This is a genomic window from Flavobacterium enshiense, from assembly GCF_022836875.1.
Taxonomy (GTDB): domain Bacteria; phylum Bacteroidota; class Bacteroidia; order Flavobacteriales; family Flavobacteriaceae; genus Flavobacterium; species Flavobacterium enshiense_A.
In genome coordinates, this window is record NZ_CP090376.1 from 1,267,378 (window position 1) to 1,283,043 (window position 15,666).

Consider the following 15,666-nt stretch of genomic DNA (forward strand, 5'->3'; position numbering starts at 1 on the left):
TCAAATGGTTCGACGATTAATTGTGATAGCTATGTGCAATAATACCTGTACAAAAATCAATTAATATTTTACAATATTTCTTCAGCGTTCGACAGTTAATTGTGATTGCGACGTTCAATAATATTCCCTCAAAAAAACGATTTTCAGAAGGTTCGATGATTTATTGCGATTGCGACGTGCAATAATACCTCCACGTAAATCAATTAACAGAATTCTTTAGTTACTTTTTGAATAATCTTAAAGTTTCAATTTTTGATTGAAAGGGCATTTTTTCAGATTCCCCTCTTCTGTCATAGATCTTCCTTCTAATAGTATGGCTCTAAAACCGTATTATTATGAAAAAAAATATCCTTTTGTTAGATCCGGGTCCTGATATAGGAACTGGATCCACGTCAGAACCCTCTAATTGGTTTGTTTTTTTAAAAGAATGTAGTAAATGTATTAAAAGAAATACTTTAAGAAGTTTAGCTGTTTTAATGCTAATCCTTTTTTCAAATCAATTATTTGCACAGCATTTTGGTGGATTACGAACTGCAGTGGCAGTTAATGTTCAGCAAAAAGATCCGATAAATCCAGTTAAAAAGGATTATGAGCGATTTGTGTTGGAAAACAATAAATTTTATAAAGAATCATCCTATTCAATTACTTTAGATGCATTAGTGCTTGAACCTGCCTCAACACCTTGTCTTGCACACCGTTGGGATGCAGGTGATGGATGGCGAGGAACCGGAAACACACCTGATGTTGTTTGGACACCAACCGTAACCCCGCAGCCCAGTGATCAGCCCAAGGGAATAGTTCGATGTGCCAGTTCCGCTGAAACGGAAAGTCAATTGGAAGTGTTTAAAGGTACTTATGATGCATCACAGAACTCTTTTTTAGCCAACGCGCTACCACAAACGGACTGTTTCAGTATGAAAACAGAAGTATTTGGTAATCCACTTTCGGATCCAACGCCAGGGGAAGAGATTGTCTGGTTTAATTTTGATATCCGCCCTCTGGCCGGAACCTATCAGTTTCAGATTGTAACAAATGAAAATGTTGGATTTGCCCTATTTTATGTTGACCCGGATTTTGCACAGCCGGTTCCGGGTACTGGAGGGGCAGAATATCCGCCAGGACAATATCCTTCAGCAGGATCCGGAGATTGTACAAGGTTAGTTTTCTCGACTATTGATATCAGTGGGGTATCACACCCTGCCTGTGGATTTAGCGGTAACGGATGGACTACTATTACCGTTCCTTCCTTTAAAAAACCAACCAACTATTATCTTGCCATGTGGATGGCTGATGCCAGTGCTACGACTTTCCCTAATAGCATGAATTTGGTCTATAAATCCAGATTTGGTTGTGGTGGGGCAACATGTACGTTACAACATTTGGAAACCCAAGTGGCTTGTAGTGGTAACAATGCTTATACTGCATGCCTTACTTATGGAGGAAGTGCCGGTCGTTGGTTTTTCGCAGATAAAACCGGATCGGCAACTGGCGTTACTTGTGAATTATTTGATCAGTTCATGCACTCAAAAGGAACATCTACCAGTCCTTTTACTTTGGGAACTATTTCAGATTCAGATGATCCTATTAATCCGGCCAATAATCAGGCCGTTTTTGCGAAGATATGTGCCACATACCCGATAGGGACCGGTTATGACATAGAGGTCACGGCCGATGCAACGTATAAGCCGACCAACGATTACATAACGTGCGCTGATGGCGACAGGCGAACCGGGTCTTCCCCTGAGTTGCCAACTTTGACTTTGACTGCAGGTCCGCACGAATATTGTGCATCAGCACTCAGTCTTAATCTAAACAGTTTTGTTTCTGTTCCGGCTCCGGTTCCTGCCGGTTATACGCTTACTTTTTGGACCAATGCCAATCCAAGTGTTCAAGTGCCTACTCCGGGGAACATTGACGTTACACAAACAACCAGTTTTATCGTGAGATTGACTAACGATGCAACCGGCTGTTCTGCTTCTCAACTACTGACAATTACTATTAATCCAAATCCGACCGCCAGTGCTGAACATACGCCAATTTCATGTTTTGGGGGTACTTCCACTTTGACTGTAACCGGTTCAGGGGGGACTACTCCGTATACCTATTCTATTAATGATGTTGACTATTTTTCAACTAACACTTTTACGGTACCCGCAGGTACTTATACTGTATATGTGAAAGATGATAAAGGTTGTAAAGATACTGATACAGAAGAGATTACTGAGCCGCCAGCCGATCAGCCGGATATTGAAATAGGTCCTGGTTCCGGAACGTATTGTGGATTAACTCAGGCTCAGGCTGAGGCACAATTAGCTACTGATTTTGCTGCTTGGTTGAATTCATTAATTATTAATGATACTGGTACACTACCTTATACTATTGTAACTAACCCGGACCCTCCTCTTCCTCCTCCGTTTAATGGTGGTGAGGTAACTGTTTCCTGGACGATAACAGATGCCTGTGGAAAATCTGATACAGTTAGCAATACTTTCACCATAGGGGATTGTACTATACAATGTAGATTAGAAACCGATCGTACGCCTTGTAATGTTGCTGGTGAAATCAGAGCTTTTGCGACAAATGGAATCCCTGAGTATACTTTTTATTTGTATAAAACAAATACTCTAGGAGGTGCTTTACAACAGCAAGTTGGTAATGCATTAACAGATAATGTTGCACCCCTTGACCCAGGTAGTGTGACCTTTACAGGTTTAGCTGCTGGTTTTTATGCCGTGCTTGTTACAGATGCAGTACAAAATTTGGATAATGCGTCTAGATGTAATATTGAAGTGGTTAGAGATTCAGCTACCCCTGTAGTAGAACACTGCGGTAACGACCAGATAACTGCATGCCTCCTAACACAAGCAGCCATTAATGCCGATTACCTTGCTTGGTTTAATAGTTTAGCTCCTACTGGAGGTACAAATCTTGAATATCATATAGTGGTTAGAGATGCACAAAACAATATTGTAGATGAAGATGGTATATTTGCGCCAGCCAGATGTGGTGCCGTTTATACTGCAACAGTTACCTATGAAGATGATTGTGGTCAAAATGGAGATTGTACAGGTACTTATACAGTAATAGGAGATACAGAAGATCCGGCAATTGTCGATATACCCGATTACGATTTAGGCGGCTGTAATACTGCGTGGCCAACTTCTGTATCGACTACATTTACAGATAATTGTGGTGTCGGAGGTCTATTAAGTGGCAATGTACCTGGCGTATTGGTTGATTCAGGAAATGTTGATACTTGTACCCAATTCCGCATCTACCGTTTCAGTGTAACCGACGATTGTGGAAACGATGCAGAACAAACCGTTCGTATTACCCGTCGCTTCGATGAAACCGATCCGATAGTGGCTGACGTTCCGGATTACGATTTAGGTGGATGTAACACCCCATGGCCTACAGAAGTATCGACTACATTTACAGATAATTGTGGTGCTGGCGGACAAACAAGTGGCAATGTAGCCGGAGTATTGATCGATTCAGGTAATGTTGATACTTGTAACCAATTCCGTATCTATCGTTTCCGTGTAATCGACGATTGTGGAAACGATGCAGAACAAACCGTTCGTATTACCCGTCGCTTCGATGAAACCGATCCGATAGTGGCTGACGTTCCGGATTACGATTTAGGTGGATGTAACACCCCATGGCCTACAGAAGTATCGACTACATTTACAGATAATTGTGGTGCTGGCGGACAAACAAGTGGCAATGTAGCCGGAGTATTGATCGATTCAGGTAATGTTGATACTTGTAACCAATTCCGTATCTATCGTTTCCGTGTAATCGACGATTGTGGAAACGATGCAGAACAAACCGTTCGTATTACCCGTCGCTTCGATGAAACCGATCCGATAGTGGTCGACGTTCCGGATTACGATTTAGGAGGATGTAACACCCCATGGCCTACAGAAGTATCGACTACATTTACAGATAATTGTGGTGCTGGCGGACAAACAAGTGGCAATGTAGCCGGAGTCTTGATCGATTCAGGTAATGTTGATACTTGTAACCAATTCCGTATCTATCGTTTCCGTGTAATCGACGATTGTGGAAACGATGCAGAACAAACCGTTCGTATTACCCGTCGCTTCGATGAAACCGATCCGATAGTGGTCGACGTTCCGGATTACGATTTAGGCGGCTGTAACACTGCATGGCCTACAGAAGTATCGACTACCTTTACAGATAATTGTGGTGCTGGCGGACAAACAAGTGGCAATGTAGCCGGAGTATTGATCGATTCAGGTAATGTTGATACTTGTAACCAATTCCGTATCTATCGTTTCCGTGTAATCGACGATTGTGGAAACGATGCAGAACAAACCGTTCGCATTACCCGTCGCTTCGATGAAACCGATCCGATAGTGGTCGACGTTCCGGATTACGATTTAGGCGGCTGTAACACTGCATGGCCTACAGAAGTATCGACTACCTTTACAGATAATTGTGGTGCTGGCGGACAAACAAGTGGCAATGTAGCCGGTGTCTTGATCGATTCAGGAAATGTTGATACTTGTAACCAATTCCGCATCTATCGTTTCCGTGTAATCGACGATTGTGGAAACGATGCAGAACAAACTGTTCGCATTACCCGTCGCTTCGATGAAACCGATCCGATAGTGGTCGACGTTCCGGATTACGATTTAGGCGGCTGTAACACTGCATGGCCAACTTCTGTATCGACTACCTTTACAGACAATTGTGGTGTAGGCGCAAGTTTATCAGGAAATGTTGCGGGAGTATTGATTGATTCAGGAAATGTTAATGCCTGTACCCAATTCCGCATCTATCGTTTCCGTGTAATCGACGATTGTGGAAACGATGCAGAACAAACTGTTCGTATTACCCGTCTCTTCGATGAAACCGATCCGGTTATCGCATGTCCTTCGAATATCTCGCAAAGAGTTTGTGATACATTCACTCCTTTAGTTGTTCCTACAGCTACAGATAATTGTGATACTAGTGTTGCGGTAGTTGCAACGCGTTCGGATGGCTTGGCTCTTAATGCACCATTCCCAGTTGGTCAGACAATTACGGTGACTTATACCGCTACAGATGATTGTGGTAATGATGCGTCTTGTAACTTTACTGTGTTGCTTACTGATTGTGGTAAAGCTTGTACACCGGGCTTCTGGAAAAACCACAAAGATCTATGGGATGGTCAAAATGACTTTACTGTAAACAATATGCCAGGTAGTTTACCTTCAACTCCGGGTAATACATTTATAACAACCACGAATTTCTGGACGTATTTCAATATTCCGGTGAACACTGGTGGTATTTCCAACAAAGCTAATCTGGATATGTTAGGAGCAACTGCTTTGGGTGGCGGAGGCTGTAAAGCATTGGCAAGACATGGTGTTTCAGCGCTTTTAGGCGCCGCGGCATTCCCGGGTGAATATCCATATCCAGCCGGTACTAACAGCTTTGCAACTTTGTATAACCTTATACGTAATTCGTTCTTGGGTACGCCAGGTTATCCAACTTGTGATCAATTGGCAGTGACCTTGGCTAATATTAATAACCTAGACGGACCATTCTGTAGTGCATTGTCAAGATTGCCGCAGGTTAATCTTCAAGCGGTGTATACTCAAGTGGAAAGTTCAATGTTTAAAGCGTACCCAGTTCCTTTCAAAGAGTATATTAATGTTCAATACGAGTTTGATTATCATTCAAAAGCACGAATTGAAGTGTACGATGCGAAAGGAATTTTTGTGATGTCTTATGACGATGCTGATGCGTACTTTAATAAAGAAGTTAGACTGGATGTAAACTTTAATCAAGGTGAAGGTCAAATATTCATTATAAAAGTAATCACCGACAAAGAAGTAGGTACGAAACGAATAATTTCCAAAAAATAAATTCTAATTCTAAAAAGAAAAGGCTGGTTTAAATACCGGCCTTTTTTATTTTGGATAACCAATGGATTTAAATTAGATTATAAAAAATAAGCTGTCCAAGATTGGACAGCTTAAAAAGATTTGGTTTAAAAAGGGGGGTCTTTTATTCTTTAATAAAACGTTTAGTACCAACCGATTTACCGTCGGTGATTTCTATAATATACATTCCTAATGGTAATGTCCCTACGTTAATGGCATTGTTGTTAATATTGCCATTTGCTATTTGTTGTCCGGTCAAAGTAAAGATTCTGTATGGAGCATTGTTTTCAATTCCTGAGAAATGTAATGTTTCATCTTTTACCGGATTCGGATACAATTTAAATGACAGTGTACTAACTTCTTCTTTAACTACCGCTGCTGAATCATCACTGGTTTCATTGTCAATTTTAACGGTAGCATTACTAGTAATATTAACAGTATAATCTTCTACTTCTCCGTTAGTAAACACTTCACAGGCAGTTGGGAAAGCATTATATTTCATTGAAATTCTCATACGTGTAGCCCCAGTTAACGCTGTAGACGGAATGATGAAACTGCCGCTTACAGAAGTAGATTTTGTTTTTGATTTACTGAAAACAAGTTCATTCGAACCAAAATTACCGTCTTTGTTAAAATCAATCCAAACACAATAAGCTTCATTGGCCGACATACCGTTCCATCCCGGAGTAATGGTTATCGATGCTGTGGAACCCGTTGATAAGCTGGTTGATTGTGTTGTGTAGTTACCATATCCGTTGTTGTTTCCTGAAAGATTGTTGATAGAACCCAATTGAACACGGTTAATATATTCTCTAGAAGTACTACCGTTTGAATTACAATAAGTAATACCTGCACCCAATGTAGTTACGTTTACAGTATTACTTGCAGACGACAAATTTCCAGCCGCATCTTTAGCTTTTACATAGAAATTGTAAGCTGTTGAAGCAGATAAACCAGATACAGCTAATGTTGTACCAGTCACGGTAGTTTTTAATACTCCGTTTTGATATACATTATAACCGGTAACACCAACATTATCAGAAGCGGCAGTCCAAGCCAGGTTAGTGCTTGAAGCAGTAGTTCCCGAAGCAGAAAGCGTTGAAGCTGATGGAACTGAGGTGTCTGCTAAAGCAGGTGTGGTCACGTTTACAGTATTACTTGCAGACGACACATTACCAGCTACATCTTTAGCTTTTACATAGAAATTGTAAGCTGTTGAAGAAGCTAAACCGGATACAGCTAATGTTGTACCAGTCACGGTAGTTTTCAATACACCGTTTTGATATACATTATAACCGGTAACACCAACATTGTCAGTAGCCGTTGTCCAAGTCAGGTTAGTGCTTGAAGCAGTAGTTCCCGAAGCAGAAAGCGTTGAAACTGTCGGGACAGCAGTGTCTGCTAAAGCTGATGTAGTAACGTTTACTGTATTACTTGCTGTTGACACATTACCAGCTACATCTTTAGCTTTTACATAGAAATTGTAAGCTGTTGAAGAAGCCAAACCAGATATACCTAATGTTGTGCCAGTCACGGTAGTTTTCAATACACCGTTTTGATATACATTATAACCGGTAACACCAACATTGTCAGTAGCTGCAGTCCAAGACAGATTAGTGCTTGAAGCAGTAGTTCCCGAAGCAGAAAGCGTTGAAACTGTCGGAACAGCAGTGTCTGCTACAGCTGATGTAGTAACGTTTACTGTATTACTTGCCGTTGACACATTTCCAGCCGCATCTTTAGTTGTTACATAAAAATTGTAAGCTGTTGAAGCAGTCAAACCGGATACGGCTAATGTTGTACCAGTCACGGTAGTTTTCAATACACCGTTTTGATATACATTATAACCGGTAACACCAACATTGTCAGTAGCCGCAGTCCAAGTCAGGTTAGTGCTTGAAGCAGTAGTTCCCGAAGCAGAAAGTGTTGAAGCTGATGGAACTACAGTGTCTGCTAAAGCTGATGTAGTAACGTTTACTGTATTACTTGCCGTTGACACATTTCCAGCCGCATCTTTAGTTGTTACATAAAAATTGTAAGCTGTTGAAGCAGTCAAACCAGAAACTGCCAATGAAGTCGCGGTAGTTGTTGTTTTCAATACACCGTTTTGATATACGTTATAACCGGTAACACCAACATTGTCAGTAGCCGCAGTCCAAGACAGATTAGTACTTGAAGCGGTAGTTCCCGAAGCAGAAAGCGTTGAAGCTGTCGGAGCTGCAGTATCTGCAGAACCAGAACCAGTAATAGTGAAGTTAGCATTGTTTACATCAAAGAAAATGTGGTTGCTTCCTTTAACCATGATTCTGTTCGTGGTTCCGGGCTTATTTGGAATTACTACACTTTGCGAACCATCATTTGGAGTTCCAGCCAATAAAACTGTTGGGAACGTTTGTCCTCCGTCAGTAGACAATAAAATGTCTACATTAGCACAGTTTACACCATTGGCGTTAGTACCGGCAACAGTCCAGTTGATGGTTTGCGATGTGCCGGCTGCATAAGATACTGCGGCATTTTGAGTGTCAACAGTAAAAGGCCCAGATGCACCATCCACAGTTACAAACATGTCATCACCATTGTTAGCAGCACCTCCCGTTCTATTGTCACGTACAGTTAATGTAAATTTAAGTGTACGGGCAACAGAAGGTAAAACTTCTACCGGAATGTCAGTTCCTGCAGTAGTGGTTAAACCAGCTAATATTGTTGACATTTTTGGAAAATATCTTGTAGGGTTTGAATTTGGTAAATAAGATCTAAAAAGAGGTCCAGTGGTTGCAGTGGACGTAGGTGTTGATGTTGTGGCATTTCCTGCATTCATTTGCTCCCAACAATAGGTCAACACATCATCAGTGTTTGCATCTGAAGCCGAACCAGTAAGCATGAAAGGGGTTCCTTTAGGAATTGTATAATCTAAACCGGCATTAACTGTCGGAACAGCATTCCCAGTAGAAATCAAAACTGGACATGTTTTGTTTTTAATATTATATGTAACCTGTGAGATACTGGCAGTATGAAAATAAGCATCGGCTTGTTTTTGAACGTCTTTGGTAGTAATTCCTACATACCCCATTATAGTTGATCCGCTCCCCGGTTCCATTTGAACTCCTGTTCCATTTTCCGTGACATGAGTAAATGTATGATTAGCACCTAATTGATGTCCCATCTCATGAGCAACATAACTGATGTCATAGGCATCTCCTTCAGGAGTGTTGTTTACTGTGGAAGAATATCCTCTTCCTTTAGTTCCATCTACACCTACGCAACCTATACATCCAGCATCTCCACCACCGACATTTCCGGCTAATAAATGCCCCATATCATAGTTGGCTTCTCCAATTGCTGATGTTAACGTTGATTGTACTGATGTCCCCCAACCAGACTTATCATCTGAATATGGATCGGTCGTTGCATTTGTGAAGATAACAGCATCATTATTAGCAATTAAAATTAACTTGATGCCGAAGTCGGTTTCAAATACACCATTAACCCTTGTCAAAGTATTATTCATACCGGCTAATGCCAAAGCTTTGGTACCCCCAAAATAGCTGGCATATTCTCCATTACAGGACAAGGCTAGTCTTAAAGTTCGTAGTTTGGCATCATCGGCGCCTCTAGCAAATTCGCTGGTATTGTTTGTGGGTTGGATATTGTGAATAGCCTGATCGATAGTGCTACATTCAAATTTGTCTAAAGAATCCTTTTTGTCTGATTTTTTATAAATAGTATACGTGTTCGAATCATCAGTGATTGGCTCAATGAATACCGCCGATTGATCCGGATATAATGTCATGGATTTGAACCCTAACGGCGAATTGCTGAAATATGCTCGCGCCTTTGGGTTGTCCACACCAACAGCAACATAGGATTTGATTTCCGGGTATTTGGCTGCAAGTTCCGGAGCCATAACGGAGTTTTCGTAAACTTTAAAGTTTTCCAATTTGCCTTCTCCGTTGGGCAATGAAATGATTGTATTAGAAGTGATGTTGGAAGCTTCTCTTTTAGGAGATTTGGCCAGCATCTTTTTCATAGCAGGTACATCTAAATCGAAAATATTTTTTTGTGGCAAGTCGGATTTCGTAATTCTTCCTGAAGCATTGCTTGAAGTATTCTTTTTCCATAAAGCATCTTTACTTTGAGCGATTCCGTAAGTAACGGTAAATAATAGGGCAGCACATATCAATCTTTTCATAGACTATTATTTTTTATTAATCGGCTCAAAATTAATCAGTTAGAATAAAATATCGATGAAATTAACAAAAAAATCGATGAAATGCACTTTTTTGCAAAATTTATAAGATTAACACTACGTGTTTTCTTTTTTTTAAGAAAAAAATTGATAAAAAAAATCTGTAATAATATGATTTTGAATAAAATGCTATTTGTTTTTTTAAGTTTTAAGAAGGAGAAGTATTCGAAAAAAAGAATTTGAAACCTTGCGTAAAATGTAAGAATAACCCAGGATGTTTTTGAAGCCTATTCATCTGTGTCTATTAATCTTGTATTGTTTTTTAGGACCGATCATAGACTTGTTTATGTACGAAATAATTTAAATACTTTCCTATTGGAGGGTGTGTTGATTTTCGAAGACTCTTATTACTGGAAACGGTAAAGTTTTTTGTTTAATATTGACGCGGTTGACTGAAGTTGTAAAACTTAGGGAGTATATATTTTTTTGATATTTTGATTCCTGTCGAAAAATTTATAATGAAACTTCTTACCTGTATTTTTAAGTATAACTATCTGGTAATCAATGGATTGTTAAAAAAGTTAAATATTTTAGAATGTTTACAATAAATATGTTAATTCAGTCGAATTAGTGTTAAATTTGTCACATAATAACGAAATAAGTTATTGACGGTTTGATGGTTAATTGTGATTGCAACGTGCAATAATACCTCCACAAAAATCAATTAATATTTATTAGTTTCAGATAGTTCAACAGTTAATTGTGATTACGATATACAACAATACTTCCACACAGAATCAATTAACATTTTATATTACTTCCAGACGGTTTGATGGTTAATTGTGATTGCGACGTGCAATAATACCTCCACAAAAATCAATTAACATTTATTAGTTTCAGACAGTTCAACAGTTAATTGTGATTGCGATATACAACAATACTTCCACACAGAATCAATTAACATTTTATATTACTTCCAGACGGTTTGATGGTTAATTGTGATTGCGACGTGCAATAATACCTCCACAAAAATCAATTAACATTTTATATTAGTTTCAGATGATTCAACAGTTAATTGTGATTGCGATATGCAATAATACCTCCACATAAATTAATTTATATTAGTTTTTGACGGTTTGATGGTTAGTTGTGATTGCGACGTGCAATAATACCTCCACATAATCAATTAACATTTTACTTCTTTTTTATTTTCAAAAAATTACTTAAAATTTCAATTCATGATTGGAAAGTTCTCAATTTATTTGAAGCTCTTTTTCTATCTGAACGCTACTGATAATATGGTTCTAAAACCGTATTATTATGAAAAATTTTATATTATTTCAGTCGGAGGAAATACCCGAATCCAAATGCAGACCGGGTTTCTCTTCAAACTTAAGCAAAAAGTTTAGTGCATCCGGTTACTGGAAAACAGTCACGGCTTTGTTATTTGCCTTTTTATTGTTTGGTAATGTTTCATGGGCGCAAAATATTGCTGCAGACATTGATCAAGTACGAAATGGGGGAGTTGGTGAAACTCCTACACCGAATGGTTGGACTAATGGGAATTTAGGTCCTGAGAATACACACTTACTGGAAGGGTATTCTGTACCATACCGTGCGATAGTTACCGGTTTAACTGCTGGAACACAATACACCATTGTAATTGGGATTGATACACGTGACCAAAATAAAGCTGCGCTCGATTATTTTACACACTACCAGCGGCTCGCCCCTCATACCCAGTTTGGACATGCTGAAGAGATTATTAATCCACTTTTTGGTTTGTCCGGGTCGTTTTCTGGACCTGTTACTTCTGCAATTCCGGTTCCCAGTAATTCAGGAACACCTGTAGCAGGTATGCCGGCAAGCAGTTTTAATAATTTACCTGCAGGTGAGCGAAATTTTACTATGTGGAATGGTACATTCATTGGTGCAATTACTTATGCTTTGCAAGATGCACTTAACGCTGCAAGTACTAAAACGAATATTCAAATAAACTTCACAGCTAATGCATCCACTGTTGTTTTAGCATGGGGAGGGCATATCGCAAGCAATGCTGCAAGTGAATGGAATGGCGGAGCACACCCAGGTGGTTCACCATACCATTGCCGTATAGTAGGTCTTGGTGTATTAGGAGGAACTCTTTCAGGTGGTAGTCAAGACCGTTCGCTTAAATCGAACGCTGTTCTTGTTCCTCCTACGTGTGATGCTACCGGTCCCACAAGTATTTGTGGCGGTACTTCGAATGTTTACTCTACACCGACAATTACAGGAGCTACTTATCTGTGGACACTATCAAATAATACCTCAGGAGCGACAATTCCTGGTAGTGCCACCGGCGCTAGTGTAACAGTAAATTCTGGGGCTGGACCTGGTTCTTATACAATTACGGTAGTAGTTACAAAGGACTTTCTTTCATCGGAGCCCTGTCCCGTCACTACTGTTGTAAACGTAGGTGCGACGAATAATGCAGGACCGGATCAGACTTTGTGTCAGACTCCACCTTCTGGACCAACTCAATTTACCTTAGCCGGTACTGCCAGCGGAGGAACTTCATTGTGGACAGTTGACGGAACGACAGGAACTGCAAGTGCTTCGATAGTTACTCCTGGTTCATTGAGTTCTCTTGTAAATGTTTCGGGTATCGGAACTGTTACGCTGAAACTGACTACAACAAGCAACACCACTCCGCCTTGTGGAAATGATGATGATACGGTTGTATTGACAGTAAATGCAAATGCGACGGCTGATGCAGGACCTCCTCAGACTTTGTGTCAGACTCCACCTTCTGGACCAACTCAATTTACCTTAGCCGGTACTGCCAGCGGAGGAACCACATTGTGGACAGTTGACGGAATGACAGGAACTGCAAGTGCTTCGATAGTTACTCCTGGTTCATTGAGTTCTCTTGTAAATGTTTCCGGTGTCGGAACTGTTACACTGAAACTGACTACAACAAGCAACACCACTCCGCCTTGTGCAAATGCTGATGATACGGTTGTATTGACAGTAAATGCAAATGCGACGGCTGATGCAGGACCTCCTCAGACTTTGTGTCAGACTCCACCTTCTGGGCCAACTCAATTTACCTTAGCCGGTAGCGCCAGCGGAGGAACCACATTGTGGACAGTTGACGGAACGACAGGAACCGCAAGTGCTTCGATAGTTACTCCTGGTTCATTGAGTTCTCTTGTAAATGTTTCGGGTATCGGAACTGTTACGTTGAAACTGACTACAACAAGCAACACCACTCCGCCTTGTGCAAATGCTGATGATACGGTTGTATTGACAGTAAATGCAAATGCGACGGCTGATGCAGGACCTCCTCAGGATAAATGTCAGACCCCGCCATCGGGACCAACTCAATTTACTTTAGCCGGTAGCGCCAGCGGAGGAACCACATTGTGGACAGTTGACGGAACGACAGGAACTGCAAGTGCTTCGATAGTTACTCCTGGTTCATTGAGTTCTCTAGTAAATGTTTCGGGTGTCGGAACTGTTACGTTGAAACTGACTACAACAAGCAACACCACTCCGCCTTGTGCAAATGCTGATGATACGGTTGTATTGACAGTAAATGAATTTGCTACAGCCGACGCTGGACCTGATCAGACTTTATGCCAGACCCAGCCAGATGGCCCAACTTCATTTACCTTAGCCGGTACTTCCAGCGGAGGAACTACATTATGGGAACAGATAGCACAAACAGGTACTGCACAGGCTTCGATAACTACACCTGCGTCATTGACTTCCGGTGTAAGTGTTTCCGGTGTTGGAACTGTTACGTTAAAACTGACTACATCTAATGCGTTGTGTGGTAATGATGATGATACTGTGGTATTGACCGTTGAGGATATTGAGGCAACCTGTCCGGGTAATTCTACCTTTACAGTTATTTGTACTGATACTGCAGCAGAAAATGCAGCTAATTTAGCCGCTGCTTGGGCAGCTTGGGTAGCAGGCTTTACTTATTCACCTCTAAATCCAGCACCAACGGTAACACTGACATATTATGATGTGACCATTGAAATTGTTAATGGTGTGCCTACGGAGGTATTTACTGAAACAGCTGACACAACACCACCATCACTTTTAGCAGGAGGAACCAAGGCAATAAAAATTGAAGTGGAAACGGCACTTGGTTGTAAAGATGAATGTCAGGCTAAGTTTACTGTGGTTAATCCTTGTGCACCTGCCTGTGATGCAACTCCTAATGATGTATTATGTTTCGGAGGTACAGGTTCGATTACAGTTGTTCCTGGTGGACCAGTTACACCTTATATTATTCGATTATTCAGCTTTGCCGATTTAGTGAATCCATTACAAAATTTAACAGGCCTTACTTCGAATACAAATGTTACTTTTGAAAATCTGCCAGCTGGTACATATAGAGTAAGAGTCATAGATGGTATTGGTGCTGTCTGTGAAAAAGATAATCTTGTAATTGATCAACCAGACTCGGCTTTAAATTTGGGAACCTTAACTCCTAGTCCTGCTAGTTGTGGCGTAAATGATGGAACCATTGTCGTTACATTAATTTCTGGTGGTACACCGCCATATACCATTAAACTTGACAATGGAACGGCTGTATCTCCAAATGGTGCAGGAGGTACATCACATACATTTACAGGTGTAGCAGCGGGTCCACATACAGTAACAGTTTATGATGCCAATTATGCGCAAAGTCCTGGAGCTGGATGTACCGATAGTGATACTGTAACAATTGACGCATTACCATGTGGAGGACATATCTTCCCAACACAAACCGCTTGTTGTAATATCGTTGCCGGAAATGCTACAGAGTTGGAGAATGTTTGTTATACAGCAGCAAATGGTAAAGTTAGTAATGCAATCCCAGGGGTATTCTTCTACTATACTAAATTGATAGCACCAAGTTCAAGTTTTACTCTAAATGTGGTGCAAACCAAATCTTGCGGTACTTTCAATTATTTCCAAGTTCAAGGTAATAAAGACATAAAATTGTTTGGTCCGAACTGTACCAGATTGAGTACAGTTACTGTAAGTGCAAGTAATGGTCAGGCTCAGATGATGGTTACAGGAGCAACTGCCGGTACAGAATACGTTCTGGGAGTTAAATACGATGTTAAATCTCTTATTGCATCAACATATGTAGGCTCAGCGCCAACTTGTACGTATGATTTTGTGACTACAATAGGAGGTAACCCTGTTGCTGGAAGTGATGGTTCAATTGACGCGGTTCCTGGATGTTCAGACAATACACCTCTACCGCCAGCTTGTACAGTTGGTGATCAAGTGGTAAATAACGCTCCAGTTCCGTCTGATCAACCTATTGAGACCATGTTTAAAGCGTATCCAGTTCCTTTCAGAGACTATGTAAATATTCGCTATGAGTTTAATTATCACTCTAAAGCAAGAATTGAAATATACGATGCGAAAGGAATGTTTGTAAAAGCTTACGACGATGCCGATGCTTACTTTAATAAAGAAGTCAGACTAGATGTTGACTTCACTCAAGGTGATGGCCAAATGTATATCATTAAAGTTATTACTGATAATGAAGTAGGTACGAAACGAATCATATCCAAACAATAAATTCTAATT

At 40.5% G+C, this 15,666-nt stretch carries 3 protein-coding genes; 2 read left to right on the plus strand and 1 reads right to left on the minus strand.

The window, feature by feature from the left end; translation table 11 throughout:
- The first annotated feature begins 335 nt into the window (after window positions 1-335).
- A complete protein-coding gene (locus LZF87_RS05710; protein ID WP_244342837.1) occupies window positions 336-5,879 on the plus strand; it encodes an HYR domain-containing protein in 5,544 nt (1,847 codons plus the stop codon).
- 142 nt (window positions 5,880-6,021) lie between these two features.
- On the opposite strand, the gene LZF87_RS05715 is transcribed toward LZF87_RS05710, so the two are convergent.
- Window positions 6,022-10,086: a fibronectin type III domain-containing protein gene (locus LZF87_RS05715; RefSeq protein ID WP_244342838.1), complete on the minus strand. Its 4,065-nt coding sequence runs from the start codon at window positions 10,084-10,086 to the stop codon at window positions 6,022-6,024.
- A gap of 1,317 nt (window positions 10,087-11,403) precedes the next feature.
- On the opposite strand from LZF87_RS05715, the gene LZF87_RS05720 reads away from it, so the two are divergent.
- Window positions 11,404-15,657, plus strand: a complete 4,254-nt coding sequence (locus LZF87_RS05720) for a T9SS type A sorting domain-containing protein (RefSeq protein ID WP_244342839.1) — start codon at window positions 11,404-11,406, stop codon at window positions 15,655-15,657.
- Window positions 15,658-15,666 lie beyond the last annotated feature (9 nt).